The 16901-nt window shown below is 69.9% G+C and carries 16 protein-coding genes and 1 pseudogene; 14 read left to right on the top strand and 3 right to left on the bottom strand.

The window, feature by feature from the left end; genetic code table 11:
* The 6 genes from AC1IQ6_RS14165 to AC1IQ6_RS14140 are packed head-to-tail and all read left to right on the top strand — an operon-like array spanning position 1 to position 6106.
* Entirely contained in the window at positions 1-690 is a 690-nt protein-coding gene (locus AC1IQ6_RS14165) for a GntR family transcriptional regulator (RefSeq protein ID WP_102771142.1), read from the top strand.
* Positions 691-749: 59 nt separating this feature from the next.
* Complete coding sequence (locus AC1IQ6_RS14160) at positions 750-1724, top strand: Bug family tripartite tricarboxylate transporter substrate binding protein (protein ID WP_485864780.1); 975 nt, start codon at positions 750-752, stop codon at positions 1722-1724.
* Positions 1721-2629, top strand: a complete 909-nt coding sequence (locus AC1IQ6_RS14155; protein ID WP_102771144.1) for an SMP-30/gluconolactonase/LRE family protein — start codon at positions 1721-1723, stop codon at positions 2627-2629. Before AC1IQ6_RS14160 ends, AC1IQ6_RS14155 begins: the two co-directional genes overlap by 4 nt.
* Positions 2630-2663: 34 nt before the next feature.
* Entirely contained in the window at positions 2664-4334 is a 1671-nt protein-coding gene (locus tag AC1IQ6_RS14150; protein ID WP_485864779.1) for a thiamine pyrophosphate-binding protein, read from the top strand.
* A gap of 21 nt (positions 4335-4355) precedes the next feature.
* On the top strand, positions 4356-5327 hold the full coding sequence (locus AC1IQ6_RS14145) for a tripartite tricarboxylate transporter substrate-binding protein (RefSeq protein ID WP_485864778.1): 972 nt from the start codon (positions 4356-4358) through the stop codon (positions 5325-5327).
* A gap of 20 nt (positions 5328-5347) precedes the next feature.
* On the top strand, positions 5348-6106 hold the full coding sequence (locus AC1IQ6_RS14140) for an SDR family oxidoreductase (protein ID WP_209165359.1): 759 nt from the start codon (positions 5348-5350) through the stop codon (positions 6104-6106).
* Here AC1IQ6_RS14140 and AC1IQ6_RS14135 read toward each other — a convergent pair.
* Positions 6103-6711, bottom strand: a complete 609-nt coding sequence (locus AC1IQ6_RS14135; protein ID WP_209165360.1) for a TetR/AcrR family transcriptional regulator — start codon at positions 6709-6711, stop codon at positions 6103-6105. The genes AC1IQ6_RS14140 and AC1IQ6_RS14135 overlap by 4 nt on opposite strands.
* 171 nt (positions 6712-6882) lie before the next feature.
* Between AC1IQ6_RS14135 and AC1IQ6_RS14130 the strand changes: the two genes are divergently transcribed.
* Genes AC1IQ6_RS14130 through AC1IQ6_RS14120 form a run of 3 tightly spaced genes read left to right on the top strand, consistent with a single transcriptional unit; the run spans position 6883 to position 11092 of the window.
* The gene (locus AC1IQ6_RS14130) at positions 6883-8460 is read left to right on the top strand and encodes an MFS transporter (RefSeq protein ID WP_485864777.1); all 1578 of its coding nucleotides are present in this window, start codon (positions 6883-6885) and stop codon (positions 8458-8460) included.
* Between the two features lie 26 nt (positions 8461-8486).
* Positions 8487-9647 carry an HlyD family secretion protein gene (locus AC1IQ6_RS14125; protein ID WP_485864776.1) on the top strand — a complete coding sequence of 387 codons (1161 nt, stop codon included), beginning with the start codon at positions 8487-8489 and terminating at the stop codon, positions 9645-9647.
* Positions 9644-11092 (top strand): efflux transporter outer membrane subunit, encoded by a 1449-nt coding sequence (locus AC1IQ6_RS14120; protein ID WP_485864775.1) that lies wholly within the window; start codon positions 9644-9646, stop codon positions 11090-11092. The genes AC1IQ6_RS14125 and AC1IQ6_RS14120 overlap by 4 nt, the downstream gene beginning before the upstream one ends.
* On the opposite strand, the pseudogene AC1IQ6_RS14115 reads toward AC1IQ6_RS14120, so the two are convergent.
* Positions 11050-11187: pseudogene (locus tag AC1IQ6_RS14115) on the bottom strand (arsenic resistance protein); the annotation flags it as partial. The gene AC1IQ6_RS14120 and the pseudogene AC1IQ6_RS14115 overlap by 43 nt on opposite strands.
* Positions 11188-11307: 120 nt before the next feature.
* Complete coding sequence (locus AC1IQ6_RS14110; RefSeq protein WP_111825166.1) at positions 11308-12102, bottom strand: helix-turn-helix transcriptional regulator; 795 nt, start codon at positions 12100-12102, stop codon at positions 11308-11310.
* Positions 12103-12263: 161 nt separating this feature from the next.
* On the opposite strand from AC1IQ6_RS14110, the gene AC1IQ6_RS14105 reads away from it, so the two are divergent.
* The 5 genes from AC1IQ6_RS14105 to AC1IQ6_RS14085 are packed head-to-tail and all read left to right on the top strand — an operon-like array spanning position 12264 to position 16833.
* Positions 12264-13979 (top strand): FAD-dependent oxidoreductase, encoded by a 1716-nt coding sequence (locus AC1IQ6_RS14105; RefSeq protein WP_485864774.1) that lies wholly within the window; start codon positions 12264-12266, stop codon positions 13977-13979.
* Positions 13954-14160: a DUF2783 domain-containing protein gene (locus tag AC1IQ6_RS14100; RefSeq protein ID WP_209165365.1), complete on the top strand. Its 207-nt coding sequence runs from the start codon at positions 13954-13956 to the stop codon at positions 14158-14160. The genes AC1IQ6_RS14105 and AC1IQ6_RS14100 overlap by 26 nt, the downstream gene beginning before the upstream one ends.
* A 13-nt stretch (positions 14161-14173) precedes the next feature.
* Positions 14174-14755 carry a VOC family protein gene (locus AC1IQ6_RS14095; RefSeq protein ID WP_485864773.1) on the top strand — a complete coding sequence of 194 codons (582 nt, stop codon included), beginning with the start codon at positions 14174-14176 and terminating at the stop codon, positions 14753-14755.
* A 37-nt stretch (positions 14756-14792) separates the two neighbouring features.
* Positions 14793-15752, top strand: coding sequence for an MBL fold metallo-hydrolase (locus tag AC1IQ6_RS14090; RefSeq protein ID WP_111825162.1), 960 nt, complete (start codon positions 14793-14795; stop codon positions 15750-15752).
* 52 nt (positions 15753-15804) lie between these two features.
* On the top strand, positions 15805-16833 hold the full coding sequence (locus AC1IQ6_RS14085) for a fumarylacetoacetate hydrolase family protein (RefSeq protein WP_485864772.1): 1029 nt from the start codon (positions 15805-15807) through the stop codon (positions 16831-16833).
* Positions 16834-16901 lie beyond the last annotated feature (68 nt).

Raw genomic sequence — 16901 nt, 5'->3', positions numbered from 1 at the left:
GTGGGCCAGGTACAGTTTCTTTCCCTTCCCGACCAGATCGTCAGCCGGCTGACCGAGGACATCCTGAAGGGCGTCTACCTGCCCGGCCAGCGGCTCAAGGAGCAGGAGCTGGCGCTCAAGATGGGCACCAGCCGCGCGCCGTTGCGCGAGGCCTTCCGGGTGCTGGAGCGCGACGGCCTGATCGAGATCCTGCCGTGGCGCGGCGTGCGCATCGTCGAACCCACCTATGACGAGGTCAGGGATCTCTTCGAGGCCCGCGCCGACATGTTCGGCCTGTGCGTCAGGCACGTGGCCGTCCATGGCGAGCCGGCCCTGCTCGAGCGGATCGACGGCGATATCGACGCGCTGATCCGGCAGACCGACGCCGGCTGCGACGAGCGCGAATACAAGGAAATGACCAACGCCATCAGTTCGCAGATGTACGCGCAGATCCAGAACCGGTACACGCGCGCGTTCATCGAGAACCTGCGGCAGAAGATGCTCTGGCACTACTGCTACATGGGCATTTCTTCTTATGCGGGGCGTCAGGAAGCCAACCAGTACTGGCGCGAGTTGGCCCGCGCCCTGCTGGCGCGCGAGCCGCTGGCGGCCGAGGCGGCCGCGCATCGCATCATGGCGGCGTCCAAGGACGTGGCGCTGCGCCTGCTGGAAGAAAAACTGGCCGCCCCAGCGGAGCCCGGCATGAAGTAGCGGCACGGCATGCAACGCGCCCGGCAGAGGCGCGGCGGCCCCAATCGAGGAGACAGGTGATGGTGAGTATCAAACAGATGTTCGCCGGCCTCGCCCTGGCGGCGTTGCAGGTATTGCCGGGTTCGGGTCTCGCCGCGCCGGCCTGGCCCGAACGGCCGGTCACGGTCGTGATCGCCTATCCGGCCGGCGGCGCCGCCGACGTGGTCGCGCGCATCGTGCTGAACGAACTGGCGGCAAGCCTGGGGCAGCCCTTCATCGCCGAATCCAGGCCCGGCGCGAATTCCAACATCGGCGCGGAATGGGTGGCGCGGGCCAGGCCCGATGGCTACACGCTGCTGGTCAGCGGTCCGTGGTTCGCCATCAACCAGTACATCGAGACCGGCAGGCGCTGGCAGCCCGACAGCCTGGTCCCGGTGGCGCGTTTCGCGCTCACCGACAACCTGCTGGCGGTGCCGGCCAGCGCGCCGTACCGGGACCTTGCGGGCTATGTGGCCCATGCGCGCGGGCAGACCGATCCGCCCCTGCAGTACGCCAGCCCGGGCGCCGGATCGACGCAGCGCATGGCGGCCGAGCTGTTTCTCGCGCAGGCCGGCATCAAGGTGGATTCCGTCCAGTACAAGGGCGCCCCGCCCATCATCCCGGACCTGGTCAGCGGCCGCGTGTCCATGGCGGTGCTGGCCGCGGCCAATGTGACCTCGCTGATCCAGGCGGGCAAGCTGAAGGGCCTGGCGACCTTCGGCGAGACGCGCGGGCCGAGCACGCCCGATATTCCCACCATGGCCGAGCAAGGCTATCCCAAGGCGGTGGTGACTTCCTGGTTCGGCCTGCATGCGCCGGCGGGCACGCCGCCGGAAGTGATACGCCGGCTTTCCGACAGCGTCGGGAAAGTCGTGTTCAAGCCGGCGGTGCAGGCCGCGCTGCGGGCCGCGGACGCGCAGCCCGCGTTCCTGGACTCGCAGGACTTCGCCGCCTACATACGCAGCCAGCAAACCCTGTGGCAAGAGCTTGCCGCCGATCTCGAAGGAAAAAAATGAGCGCCGTGCATGTCGTCGTGGAAAGCGGCGACCGGCTGGGAGAAGTCCCGCTGTGGTCGCCATCGCGCCGGGTCCTGTACTGGATCGACGTGCGCAAGCCGGCGCTGTACTGCTGGGCGCCGGACACGGGCCGGGTGCGCGCCCTGCCCTTGCCCGAGCCGGTAGGCAGTTTTTGCGAAACCGGCCGCGGCCGGCTGCTGCTGGCGCTGAAGTCCGGCCTGTACTTCATGGACCCGGACAGCGGTGCGCTGCAGGCCTGGTTCGATCCCGAGCCGCAACTGCCGGGCAATCGGCTGAACGACGGCAAGTGCGACAGGCAGGGACGGTTCTGGGTCGGCAGCATGAACGACGGCGACCGCCTCCCGACGGGCACGCTGTACTGCGTGCGCGGCGACGGCCGGGCGGCGGGCCACGTGTCCGGCATCACGATACCGAATTCGCTGGCCTGGAGCCCGGACGGCAAGAAGATGTACTTCGCCGATACGCCGGCGCGGCGGATCCTGGTCTACGACTTCGATCCCGACGACGGCGTGCCTGCCAATCCGCGCACCTTCGTGGACCTGGCCGGCCATCCGGGCCGCCCGGACGGCGCCACCGTCGACGCCGAGGGCTGCCTGTGGAGCGCCCTCGTCCATGCCGGCCAGGTGGTGCGCTACACGCCGCAGGGGCGCGAGGACCGGGTCATCACGCTGCCGGTGACCGGCGTGACCTCGTGCGCCTTCGGCGGCGCGCGCATGGAGACGCTGTTCGTCACCACCGCCACCCAGGGACTGTCGGAACAGGCGCTGCGCGAGCAGCCGCTGGCCGGCGCCCTGTTCGCGGTGGACGCCGGCGTTTCAGGGATAGGCGAGACGCCTTTCGCCGAGGGAGAAACCGAAGCACGCGGCACGACGCCGGCGCAGTGAGCGCCATCCAAAATCCACTAAACGAGGAAAGCCCATGTCCACTCCCCTCACCGGCGGCCGCGTCATCGCGGAAATACTCCAGGCGCATGGCGTCGAACACGTGTTCTTCATGGACGCCATCCTGCGCCGCGCGCTGGTGGAAATGGAGAAGCTGGGTATCCGGCGGATACTGGCCCACTCGGAAATCGCCGCGGCCTACATGGCCGACGGCTACGCCCGGATCACGGGCCGGCCCGCCGTATGCATGGCCCAGTCGGTGGGCGCGGCGAACCTGGGCGCGGGCCTGCAGGATGCGTTCCTGGCGCAGACGCCCATCGTCGCGCTGACCGGCAGGCAGCCCGCGGCCATGCAGTACCGCAACGCCTACCAGGAACTGCCGCACGAGCCCATGTTCCGGTCCACGGCCAAGCACAGCATGCGGGTCGACGGCGTCGAACAATTGCCGCACGTCCTGCGCCAGGCCTTCCGGGAGGCCGTGACCGGCCGGCCGGGGCCGGTGCATATCGACGTGGCCGGCCACACGGGCGACGCGATCGGCGCGGCGGTGCTGGATGGATATCCTGCCGCGGCGCGGCCGTTTTCGTCATTGCCCGGCTTCCGGGCGCAGGCGGAGGCGCGGCGGGTCGAGGCGGCCGCCGCGATGGTGGCGCGCGCCGAGCGGCCGGTCATCGTCGCCGACCTCGGGGTATGCACATCGGGCGCGCAGCAGGCCTTGCGCCGCTATGCCGAGCACGCCTCGATCCCGGTGGTGATGTCGCTGGACGCCAAGGCGGTGCTGCCCGAGGCGCATCCGCTCAACGGCGGCGTCGCGGGCACGTATTCGCGCGCCTGCGCCAACCGCATCGTCGGCGCGGCCGATCTGGTGATTTACGCCGGCAGCGTGATCGGCGACCACATCAGCCACAACTGGACCCTGCCCGCGCAGGACGTGCCGGTGATCCAGATCGACGCCGACCCGGCGCAGCTGGGCCGCAACTATCCCGGCGCGCTGGGCCTGGCGGGCGATACGCGCAGCGTGCTGGAACAGCTGACGCAGGCCTGCCCCGCCGCCGAGCGCGCGGCCTGGGTGGACCGGGTCCAGGGCTACGTGCGCGAATGGAACGAGGCGGCCGCGCCGGCCCGGGCCAGCGACAGCGTGCCCATCCGCCCCGAACGGCTTTGCGCCGAGCTGAGCGAGGTCTTGCCGGCCGATGCGATCCTGGTGTCCGACACCGGCTACTCCTCGCAGTGGAGCGGCACCTATGTGGCGCTGCGCCACGAAGGCCAGCGCTACCTGCGCGCCGCCGGCTCGCTGGGCTGGGGCTTTCCGGCCTCGCTGGGCGCGAAGTTCGCCGCGCCCGATGCGACGGTGGTGTGCTTCACCGGCGACGGCGGCTTCATGTACCACATGCCGGAGCTGGAGACGGCGCTGCGCTGGGGGCTGAAGACCATCACCGTGGTCAACAACAACCATTGCCTGGCCCAGGGCACGCGCTCGATCCTGAGCGCGTACGAAGGGTCCGACGGCAGGCGCGAAGAGATCTATCACTACCGGCCCATGGACTTCGCGGCCATCGCGCAGGCCATGGGCGCGGTGGGCTTACGGGTGACCCGTCCGGCCGATTTCGCTGCGGCCTTCGAGCAGGCGCGCGCCAGCGACCTGCCGGTCGTGATCGACGTGGTCACCGATGCGCAGGCGCTGGCGCCCCTGCCCTGGACACCCTGAACACGGTCTAAGGAGAACGACATGGGAAGCAGACTGCGCGCGCTGGCTGGCGCCATTTCCGTATGCTTTGCCGGCCATGCGGCGACGGCCGCCGCCGCACAGCCAGACTATCCGTCCCGGCCCATCCGCATGATCGTGCCGTACGCGGTGGGCGGCACCACCGATCTGGTCGCCCGCCAGTACGCGGACCTGCTGGGACGTGAACTGAAGCAGACCGTGGTGGTGGAAAACCGGCCGGGCGCCTCCACCAATATCGGCAACAAGCTGGTGGCCGACGCCGAGCCCGACGGCTACACCCTGCTGTACGGCACAGGGCAGATGACGCAGACGCTGACCTTCGGCCCCTTCCCCGCCATCGACCCGACTACCGCGCTGGCGCCGGTCAGCCTGATCCTGACCTCTCCGCAGATGATCGCGAGCAACAAGGAACAGAAATTCTCCACGCCCGAAGAACTGATCCACGCGGCCCGCGCCCAGCCCAGGGCCATCAGCATCGCGTCGGCGCAGCTGCAGCTCTACGTCAACGTGCTGGGCGCGCGCGCCGGCATCGAACTGCTGCACGTGCCCTACAAGGGCGGTGCGCCCGCGGTGACCGACACCATAGGCGGACGCACCAATCTGGTGATGGGGCAGCCGCCGGTGCTGCTGCCTTTCATCCGCAACGGCGTGCTCAAGCCCATCGCCGTGCTGTCGAAGGACCGCATCGCCGCCCTGCCCGAGGTCCGCACCTTTGCCGAGGCCGGCGTGGCGTCGCTGGACCTGGTGAGCTGGAACGGCGTGTTCGCGCCCAGAGGCACGCCGCCCGCGGTGATAGACCGGCTGGCGCAGGCCACCCGGGCCGCGCTGGCCGATCCCACGCTGGAACGCCTGGCCGAGGACGGCCTGACCATACAGTCCAGCACGCCCGCGCAGCTGGCCGCGCGCGTGGCCGGCGACGTGCGCGCGTGGAAGCAGCTGGCGCAGGACAACCCCGAACTGGCGCAGGCGCGCTGACCGACGACCGAGGAGACGACATGCAACAGACCACGGACAGCGCCCCGCGCGGCGTCATTCTGGTGACCGGCGGCAGCCGCGGCATCGGCGCGGCGATCTGCGAGCGGGCCGCGCGCGACGGCTATGACGTATGCATCAACTACCGCAGCAACGAGGAACAGGCGCAGGCGGTGGCCGAGCAAGTCCGCGGCCACGGCCGCAAGGCGCTGACGGTGCAGGCCGACGTGGCCGACGCCGCGCAGATCGCCGCCATGTTCCGCCAGGCCGACCGCGAGCTGGGCAGCCTGACCGCGCTGGTCAACAACGCCGGCACCAGCGGGCGCATCGGCCGCGTGGACGCGCTGGAGGCGCCGGACCTGCAGGCGATTTTCGCGCTCAACGTCATGGGCAGCTTTCTGTGCTGCGGCGAGGCCATACGCCGGATGTCGACGCGCCATGGCGGCAAGGGCGGCAATATCGTCAACATGTCCTCGGCGGCCGCGCGGTTGGGCGCGGCCGGGCGCAACGTGCATTACGCAGCCAGCAAGCGCGCGCTGGAAGCGCTGACCTTCGGGCTGGCCCAGGAGGTGGCCGCCGAGGGGATACGCGTGAACGCCGTGGCGCCGGGCGTCATCGACACGGAGATCCACTCGCGCGAACGGCTCGCGCAGATGGCGCCGCAATTGCCGATGCAGCGCCCCGGCACCGCCGTCGAGGTCGCCGACACCGTGATGTGGCTGCTGTCGCCGGCGGCCGGCTACGTGTCGGGCGCCAACGTCGGCGTGTCGGGCGCGCGCTAGGCCGGTCCGGCGCCCAGTCCGCGGATCAGTATGTCCGCATAGGCCTCGCACAGACCGGTGTCGCCCAGCGTGCCGGTCAGCAGGTGCAGCCAGCTCGCGCCCATCGCGAGCGAAATCGCGGCCTCGATCTCGGGGCCGTTGCGCACTTCCCCGCGGTCGCAGGCGCGCTGGAAAATCTCCCGCAGATTGTTCTTGCGGCGGTCGACGAATTCATCGCGCAGCAGGCTCAGCGTCTGCGGGTCGGACTGGGCTTCGGCGACGATGCTGCGCAGCGCTTCGCCGGCGCGCGTGCCGCTCCACCAGTGCCACAGCGCGGCCAGGAAATCGGTGAGTTCAGCGCGCAGATCGCCTTGGCGCGAGGTGGCCAGCCCGGCTTCGCCCGAGCGCTCGTAGACCTCGACGATGAGCGCCGCCTTGTTCTTCCACCAGCGGTAGATGGAAGGCTTGCTGGAGCCGGCCCGCTTGACCACGGCGTCCAGTGTGAAGCCGGCGTAGCCGGATTCCTCGAGGATGGCGGCGGCCGCCTCGATGATGGCGCGGTGGGTTTCCTCGCTGCGCACGGCGCCGTGCGACACGCGCGATCGCTTCTGGGTCCTGGATTCCACGTCGGCTGCTCCTGGTTGCAACGCCCTCGGTCCGGCGCGGCTGCATATCGCCATGCGCGCATCGGACTGTTCTACGGATGTAGGTAATTCTCGTCGAAATCGGATTGTCTTAACGATACCGAGAGTATATATTTTGGCCTAACGATACTAACGGTATTTATAGGGCACCCGATGTCAACCGCTCCTCCTCCCCTCCCGGGCCGCCTCTATGCGCTGGCCGTCGCCGCGCTGGGCGCCGCGATAGGCTCCACCTTTCCGCTGGCAGCAATCCTGGCACAAGGCGACATCGGCGGAGGCCTGTCGGCCAGCGCGGACGCGACCGCGTGGCTGACGACGATATACAACGTCGGCCAGATCTTCTGCCTGCCCATCGTGATGACGTCGGCCGCCGCCTTCGGACGCGGCCGCAGCATGCGCTGGGCCGGCCTGGGCTTCGCGCTGGCGTCGGCGGCCGTGGCGCTGTCGCCGCAATTGGCCTGGGCGCTGGTGATGCGCTTTGCGCAGGGATTCTTCGGCGGCATGCTGCCGGTGCTGATGTTCCTGTTGGTCATGACCAGCCTGCCGCCGGGGCGCGCCCAGGTGCGCGGGCTGGCGGCGTTCGCCGCGGCCACCTCGCTCGGGGTCGGGCTGGCGGGATGGCTGGCGGCCGAGCTGGTGGCGCTGGGCGGTTGGCGCATGCTGTTCTGGGCCCAGGCCGCGCTGGGCGCGGGCTACTACCTGCTGGCGCGGCGCGCGCTGCCGCAGGATCGCGGCGACATCCACTACCTGAAAGTAAAGGACTGGCCCAGCTACGCGCTGCTGTCGGCCAGCCTGAGCGCGCTGGTCATCGCGATCTCGGAAGGCGAACGGCATTTCTGGTTCGAGAGCTGGTGGATCAGCGCCTGCCTGCTGATGGGCCTGGTGGGCATGGGACTGGGCGCGGCCAGCCTGCTGCGCGCCAACCGGCCGCTTTTGCACCTGGAGATATTCCGCAAGTCCACGTTCAGCTGGGCCATCGTGCTGCAGATCATTTTCCGCTTCGGCACGCTGTTCGCGGTCTGGATCGCGCCGCAGTACCTGATGCGCATCCACGGCTTCCGGCTGGAGCAGATCTCTTCCATGCTGCTGCCGCTGTCGGCCGGCACGCTGGCCGCCCTGCCCGTCGCGTTCTGGCTGGCGCCGCGCGTGGACCAGCGCCTGGTGCTCAGCGCCAGCCTGGGCCTGTTCGCGCTGGCCTGCGTGCTGAGCGCCTCGCTCAGTCCCGACTGGACGGCGCAGAATTTCGCGCCCGCGCTGCTGGTGGCCGGGCTGGGCCAGGGCCTGTTCTCCGTGGCGACGCTGCGCTTCGCGGTCTACGGCATCGGCAAGACCGACGGCGCGACCTGCGGAATCATCTTCAACTACTCGCGCGTGCTGGGGCTGGTCAGCGGCATCGCCGTGTTCAGCCACGTGGTCAACGAGCGCGAAAAATACCACTCCGCCGTGCTGACCGAAAGCGTGGGCTGGCTGGCCAGCGAACCCGCCGCCCGGCTGCGGCAGACGGCCTCCGGCCTGGCCGACTGGGTATCCGATCCGGGCGGCGCGCAGGCCGCGGCCGTCGGCCGCCTGGCGCGCAGCGTGGCGGGCCAGGCCTACACGCTGAGCTACGGCGACGCCTTCCTGCTGGCCGCCGGCCTGCTGCTGCTGGGCGCGGTGCTGGTATGGGCGCTGCCGCGGCTGCCCAGTCCGCTCGCGCCGCCGGCTCCCGTCCCGTCCGCCAACCCCGTTTGAGATCGCACTTCGCTAGAGGCTGTTCCATGAGTACCGCAACCACTTCCTCCCCTGCTCCCAGCGTGCGCCAGGTCATCCTGCACACCAGCCACCGCGTCCTGGCGGCGTCGGCCATCGTGCTGGCGCTGGGCGGCCTGGTCTACGGCGCCTATGCGCTGTGGCACGGCGCCACCCCTTACGAGCGCACCGACAACGCCTACGTCAAGGGCGACCTGACCTATGTGGGCACCAAGGTCAGCGGCTATGTCCAGAGCGTGGATACGGAGAACAACCGCAAGGTGCAGGCCGGCCAGCGGCTGGTGCAGATCGATCCCAGGGATTACGAGGCGGCGGTGGCCGACGCGGAATCCGCCGTGGCGCTGGCCCGCGCCACGCTGGAGCAGATCGGCGCGCAGCAAACGCTGCAGGCGACCCAGATACGCATCGCCCAGGCCACCGTGACGTCGGCCCGCGCGCAGGCCGAGCGTTCGCAGGCGGATTTCCGGCGCGCGCAATCGCTGGTGCAGCAAGGCGGCGTCAGCCGCGCGCTGTACGACCAGGCCAGCGCGGAACACATCAGGGCCGCCTCCGCGCTCAGCCAGAACCAGGCGCAGGCCGACTACGCCCGCCAGCAGCTCAACGTGCTGCAGGCGCAGCGCGAGGCCGCGCTGGCCAGCCGCGACAGCGCCGAGGCCAGGCTGGAGAAGGCCCGCAACGACCTGGCCGCCACCACCATCGTGGCGCCGCGCGAAGGCCGCGTGGCGGGTCGCAACGTGCGGCCCGGCGAATATGTGGCCGTCGGCACGCGGCTGATGGCGGTGGCGCCCACCCGCGATCTGTGGGTCGAGGCCAATTTGAAAGAAACCCAGCTGGCCCGCATCCGTCCGGGCGACCGGGTCAGCGTGCGCGTGGACGCGATTCCGGACGCGCGCTACTGCGCCACCGTAGAAAGCGTGGCCGGCGCCAGCGGCTCGGAGTTCGCCGTGATTCCGCCGGACAACGCCACCGGCAATTTCACCAAGATCGTGCGCCGCTTTACCGTGCGCATCCTGCTCGATTCCGGCCAGCCCGGGCTGGAGCGGCTGGGCGCGGGCATGTCGGCCGTGCCGACCATCGCCATCGATTCCCGCCCCGGGGCGCAGGCCGCGTGGAATCCGCTGCGCCTGTTCTATCCGGCCTTCACCTGCGCGAGCGAGGAGCAATCATGAAAACCCGCCATTTCGCCCCTGCCCTGGGCCTCGCCGCGGCCTTGCTGCTGTCGGCCTGCGTGACGCCGCCCGACCTCGGCGACAAGCCGGTTCCGGCCGCCGCGCGCGAACTGGCCAGCAACCGCAGCCTGGCGGCGCCGCGGGCCGAGTGGCCGGCGCGCCAATGGTGGACGGGCTACGGCGATGCGCAGCTGGACCGGCTGATCGGCCAGGCGCTGGCCCAGGCTCCGTCCATGGCGGTGGCGCAGGCCCGCATCCGGCGCGCGCAGGCCGGCGTGCAAGGCGCCGGCGCCGCGCTGTATCCGCAGCTGGGGCTGACGGGCGGCGTGGCCGAAGCCAAGCCCAGCACCGCCACCGGCGCGCCGGTGGCCGATGCGCTGCGCGGCTGGAACGACAGCGCCCGCGCCGCGCTGGAGTTTTCGTACGAATTCGATTTCTGGGGCAAGAACCGTGCGCTGCTGTCGGCCGCGGTGTCGGAACTGTCGGCGGCGCAGGCCGAAGGCGCTGCCGCCGAACTGAGCCTGTCGACCGCCGTGGCCACGGTCTACGCGGACCTGCTGCGCCTGTACAACGACCGCGACATGCTGGAGGAAGTGCTGCGCATCCGGCAGGAAAGCGAGCGCCTGGTGCGGATGCGTTATCGCGCGGGCTACGATTCCGAGGCCGATCTGCGCCAGGCCCAGGCCGGCCCGCCCGCGGTGCAGGCCGAACTGGCGGCGTCGGACGAACAGATCGGGCTGGCGCGGTTTCGCCTGGCGGCGCTGCTGGGCCTGGGCCCCGACGCCGCGCTGGAGATCCGGCGGCCGGGCAGACCGGTGCTGCGCGCCGCCGGGCTGCCCGCCAACCTGCCGGCCGACCTGCTGGGCAGGCGGCCCGACCTGACCGCGGCGCGTTGGCGCGTGGAGTCGCTGTCCAGCCGGATCGACGCGCGCGAGGCCGACTTCTATCCGAATATCAACCTGAGCGCGGCGCTGGGCCTGCAGGCCCTGGGCGTGGGCAACCTGTTCCGGTCCGGCGCGGACTACGGCTCGGTCGGCGCGGCCTTCAGCCTGCCGATATTCGACGCCGGCCGGCGCCGCGCCGCCTACGGCGTGGCGCGCGCGGATTACGACGCCGCGGTCGCCAACTACGACGCGGCGCTGGCGCAGGCGCTCAACGAGATCGCCGGCATCGTGCTCAATGGCCGCTCGCTGGACGAACAGATCCGCCATGCGCGCGAGGCGCTGGACATGCAGCAGCGCGCCTGGGAACTGGCGCGCGCGCGCTACGCCGGCGGCGCGGCCGATTTCCAGTCGGTGCTGATCGTGGAGGACCGCCTGGCCACGCAGAAACGGGCGGTGGCGGCGCTGGACAGCCGACGCTTCGCGATCGACGTGGCGCTGCATCGCGCGCTGGGCGGCGGCTATGACGATGCCGCGCCCAGGCGCGGCAGCAGCCGGACGTAGAGCAGTTCGCAGAGCAGCTCCACCAGGGTCTGCGCCAGGATCACGGCCGGCACCACGGGCACGGCGCCCGGGATCGCCAGACCCAGCGGCAGCACCCTTTCAAGCGCGCCAACGGCATATCGGGGGGATGGGCCTCTGTTTGGGAGGGGGCATCATAGCGCGGGGCTATCCCCTTCCATCCGTCCGATATTGTTCGGAGCCGGCGCGCGGAATGTTCAGGACGATTTTTCGATGCCGCCGGCCGCCGCCGGCGCCTTGACCAGGAATTCCTTCAGGCTGGCCACGTTGTTCTTCTTGAAGATGCGGTTCTTGTAGGTGATCACGGTAGTGGGCGACAGGCCCAGTTCGCGCCCCACTTCCTTGGCGGTATGGCCCTGGCGCAGCAGTTCGGCCACCTGGATCTCGCGCCAGGACAGGCCACAGGCCCAGTTCGCCGCGCGCGCCGGTTCGGCGTGCGCGCCGCACAACTGGTGGTGGCGCCGCGCCAGCGCGAGCAGCAGCGGCGCGCGCACCCGCAGAAGCTCGGTGACTTCGGGCCTGTGCATGCGCGAAAAGTACAGGTTCACGTAGCTGATGCCGTCGCCGCGCGCGCCGATGAGCGAAATCTTGCTGGCGAATCCCGGGCGCTCGAAGAGCACGCGCCGGTACTGCGTGTCCGAAATGTGCTCGGGCGACTCCGGGCGGATGATCGGCTCCGGATGGCGCTCGGGCTGGCACGCCATGTCGCGCAGCAGCGCGTAATTGGGGTCGCGGCGGTAAAAGCCGTCGTCCACATAGACATTGGTGGTCCATTCGATGAGCGACTGGTTCAGCAGGCTGGCCGACGACGAGTACCGCACCTGCCCGTCATGGCCGTACAGCACGTGCGACACATGATCGGCGGCGACGCCCTCGCGCAGGGACAGCAGCAGCGCGGCATGGAACATCGGACCGCCCAGGTCCATCACGGCGGACTCCACCCATCGGTCCGGCTCTGCCGCCGCGGGTAGCGGATTGCTTGTCTCTTCCATGGTTCTGTCATTCCCCGCTTGCGCGTGTTTTTTCCCATTCTACGGTCATCCAGGACCGATGCGTGTCCTCGTCCGTGAGGACATGACGAAGCCATTACACGCTCCTAGAGTGGTAACCGCAACGCAGTGCCATGAGATTAATCAAACTATCAGGGAAAACCATGAAAGAGCTTCCCATCTACGCTTACAAGCGACCCGAGGAGATGGACCACCCTTGCGCCGAGCCGCATCCGGTGGTCGTCGTGGGGGCCGGCGTGACCGGCCTGACGATGGCGCTGGACCTGGCGCGCCGCGGCGTGCCCGTGGTGGTGCTGGATGACGACAACACGGTCGGCGTGCGCGGCCTGGCCTCGCGCGGCATGGTCTGGGCCCAGCGCTCGCTGGACATCCTGGACCGGCTGCGCGCGGTCGGCGACATCGTCGGCACCGGCGTGCACTGGAACGTCGGCCGCGTGCTGTGCAAGGACCAGGCCGTGGCGTCCTTCACGCTGCAGGACCAGCCCGACATGCGCCACAACGGCTTCGTGAACCTGCAACAGTATTACCTGGAGTCCTTCCTGGTCGATGCGCTGGTGCAAGAGCCGCTGGCCGAGCTGCGCTGGCTGAACCGGGTCACCGGCATCGAGCCGGGCAAGAACGGCCCCGCCACGCTGGAGGTCGAGACCCCGGACGGCCCCTACCGCGTCAGCGCGCAATGGGTGATTGCCTGTGACGGCGCCAACAGCCCGATCTGCGGCATGCTGGGCCTGCGCCCGCGGGTGCACGTCCGCACCGAGGACCGCTGGGTCATTATCGACATCGTCCTGCGCAACACCACCTGGCCCGAAGAGCGCTGGACCTGGCTGGACGCCCAGAGCAACCACGGCCGCGCGGTCTGGCGCCACAAGATGGCCGACGACACCTGGCGCCTGGACTTCCAGCTGCGTCCCGAAGAGGACGCCGCGCAGGCGGTCACCGAAGCATCCATGCGCCAGCGCGTCTGGGACCTGCTGGGCGAGAAAGTGGAGTTCGACATCGCCTGGCACGGCGTCTGGGCCTACCGCCACGAATGCCTGGACAACCTGCGCCACCACCACGTGCTGTTCGCCGGCGACTCGGCCCACCTGCTCGCGCCCTTCGGCGCGCGCGGCGGCAACGGCGGCATCCAGGACGCGGACAACCTGGGCTGGAAGCTCGCCCTGGTGCTGGCCGGCAAGGCCGACGAGTCGCTGCTGGACACCTATAGCGTGGAACGCCGGCACGCGGCGATGGAAAACATCCGCCAGGCGCGCCGCTCCGCCCGCTTCGTCTATCCGGCCCCCGGCAGCTCGGCCGCCATGTGGCGCGACGCCATCATCGCGCTGGCCCCGACGCACGAAACCGTGGCCCGCATGGTCAATACCGGCCGCCTGTGCATGCCCGCCGTCTACCCGGCCTCCTCGCTGGTGCGCGGCGCGCACGCCCATGCCGGGCGCGCGCTGCCCAACATCGTGCTGCGCCGCGCCGATGGCCTGACGCTGTACGACGTGGCCGGACCGTGGTTCACGGTGCTGGTGTTCGGCGACGCGCTGCCGGCCGGCGCGCCCGCCGCGCAGGACCAGGACGCCCTCGTGAAATGGGTGGCCGTCGGCCCGCTGTGCGACGAACGCGGGCGCGCCGCGCTGGCGCACCAGCTCGGCGTCGCGATGGACGGCCAGGCCTGGCTGCTGCGTCCCGACCAGCACGTCATGGCCGCCAGCGCGCCCGAGGTGCAGGACCCCGACGCGCTGCTGGCCTGGGTGGCCGAGGCGCTCGGCCGGGCCTCCGCCCTCTCCTCCTCGTTTCAATCCTTCCCGGAGGCCAGCAGCCTCCCCAAATTCGGAGATGCCAGCCATGTCGCTTTCTCAGCAACAGCTTGACGATCTGCTCGAGCGCCTGGTGGCGCTGACGGACGTGCCCGACCCCGTGGCCCAACGCGACCGCCTCGCGCGGCTGTCGCTGTGCCTGATCGAAGCCCTGGACGACGGCCCCCGGGCCCAGGCGATCCTGGACCAAACGCTGGCGGACCATCCGGATTCGCCGGCGCTGACCCTACCCTGAAGGAGACGGCGCCATGACGCTCAATCCATCGCAGTCCAACCAGTCCATCAAGGGCCTGCACCACTTCGCCTGGCGCTGCCGCGACGCCGAGGAGACCCGCCGCTTCTACGAAGACGTGCTGGGCCTGCCGCTGGTCCACGTCATCAAGGAGGAGCGCGTGCCCTCGACCGGAGAACTGTGCCCCTACGTGCACCTGTTCTTCGAGTTCGCGGACCACTCCTACATCGCCTTCTTCGACCTGGGCGACAACCGGCTGAGCGAGTTCGATCCGGACACCCCGCGCTGGGTCAACCACTTCGCCATGGAGATCGACAGCGAGGCCGAACTGGAGCGCATGCGCCGGCGGCTCGTCGAACACGGCATCGAAGTCGTGGGCCCGACGGACCACCACTTCATCCGCTCGATCTATTTCTTCGACCCCAACGGCATCCGGCTGGAACTGACCGTGCGCGTGCCCAAGGACGAATACGTCAGCCGCAAGCGCCGCAGCGCGCATGACGAACTGGCCGCCTGGACCCTGGACAAGGCCGCCGGCCTCAGGCCCGGCGCCACCGGCACCAGCAGCGCCGAGCGCCGCCGTGAACACGCCGGCTGAGGCCGCCCGCCACCCCCCCATCAAGTAAAGGAACACCATGAGCAAACCCTTCGCCTCCCAGGCCGACCTGACGGAAAAAAAGGTCTCCTTCCAGCGCCTGTCCGAGAACGCCTACGCCTATGTGGCCGACGGCGATCCCAACTCGGGCGTGATCATCGGCGACGACTGCGTGATGGTGGTCGACGTGACCGCCACGCCGGCCATGGCGCAGGGCCTGATCCGCGCGATCCGCGGCGTGACCGACAAGCCCATCCGCCACGTCGCCCTCACCCACTACCATGCCGTGCGCGTACTGGGGGCCTCGGCCTTCGCCGCCGAGGGCGCGGTCAACGTGTTCGCCAGCCGCGGCACCCATGATCTGATCGTGGAACGCGGCCAGGCCGACATGGATTCCGAGATCGGCCGCTTCCCGCGCCTGTTCCAGTCCGTCGAGACCATCCCCGGGCTGACCTGGCCCACGGTGGTGTTCGAACGCGAGCTGACCATCTTCCTGGGCAGCCTGGAAGTGCGCATGCTGCACCTCGGGTCCGCCCATACGCGCGGCGACTCGGTGGTGTGGATTCCGTCGCAGGGCATCTGTTTCTCCGGGGACCTGGTGGAGTTCAACGCCGGCGTCTACACCGGCGACGCCCACCTGGCCGACTGGCCGTCCACGCTGGACAAGCTGCAGGCGCTGCAGCCGCGCCAGATGGTGCCGGGCCGCGGCCCCGCGCTGACCACGCCGGAAGGCTGCCGCGAAGCCATCGACTACACGCGCAGCTGGGTGCAGACCCTGTACGGCTGCGCCCAGGACGGCGTGGCCAAGGGCAAGAGCCTGAAGCAGGTCTACGAAGACACGCGCCGCGTGATGGATCCGAAGTTCGGCCACGTCTTCATCTACGAGCACTGCATTCCGTTCGACATCTCCCGCGCCTTCGACGAGGCCAGCGGCATTTCGGTGCCGCGCGTCTGGACCGCCGAGCGCGATCGCGAGATGTGGGCCGCGCTCACCGCCTGATCCTGCGGCCCCCCTGGCGGGGGCCGCCCTCTATCTACGGAGCAATCTGAATATGAAACTCGCCACCCTGACGAACGGCACCCGCGATGGCGAACTGGTCGTCGTGAACCGCAACCTGACGCGCATGCGCGCCGTTGCGCACATCGCCGCGACCCTGCAGCAGGCGCTGGACGACTGGGCCCGCAAGGCCCCGCTGCTGCAGGCCGAATACGAATCGCTGGATTCCGGCGCCGGCCCCAGCCAGTCCTTCGACCCGGCGCGCTGCGCCGCCCCGCTGCCGCGCGCCTACCAATGGCTGGACGCCTCGGCCTACCTGAACCACGTGGACCTGACGCGCCGCGCCCGCGGCGGCGAAATGCCGCCCTCGTTCCTGACCGATCCGGTGATGTATCAGGGCGGCTCGGACGACTTCATGGGGCCGCGCGAAGACATCACGGCCGCCAGCGAGGACCTGGGCGTGGACCTGGAAGCCGAGGTCATCGTGGTCACCGACGACGTGCCGCTGGGCGTGGACGCGGACAAGGCGCTGGATCACGTGGTGCTGCTGGGCCTCATCAACGACGTGACGCTGCGCAACATCGTGCTGCCGGAACTGGCCAAGGGCTTCGGCTTCGTGCAGGGTAAGCCGGCCTCGGCGCTGTCGCCCGTGCTGGTCACGCCCGACGAGCTGTCGCCCTACTGGCGCGGCGGCAAGCTGCACCGCGCCATGCACGTCTGGCTCAACGACAAACAGATCGGCCAGCCCCAGGCCGGCGAGGAAATGCAGTTCCATTTCGGCGAACTGATCGCGCATGCGGCCCGCACCCGCCGCCTGGGCGCCGGCACGCTGCTGGGCAGCGGCACCATCTCCAACGCCAGCGACGCCGCCGGCGTCTGTTGCCTGGTGGAGGCCCAGGTGCGCGAAAAGCTGCGCGACGGCGCGGTCAGCACGCCCTTCCTCAAGCATGGCGACCGGGTCCGCATCGGCATGCGCGACGACGCGGGCCAGAGCCTGTTCGGCGACATCGAGCAGGCCGTGCGTATCCCGGGCACCCGCCCCCTGCCCCAGACCGCGCCGGCGGCCGAAACGGCCACGGCCTGAACGGGCAAGGCAAGTTGCGCCGCCGCGCCCGCCCGGCGCGGCGGCGTCCTCTCCGAAGAACACACAAA

The sequence above is a fragment of the Achromobacter sp. MUI-25009338 genome (assembly GCF_057359325.1).
This window is presented reverse-complemented; position numbering and strand designations above follow the sequence as displayed.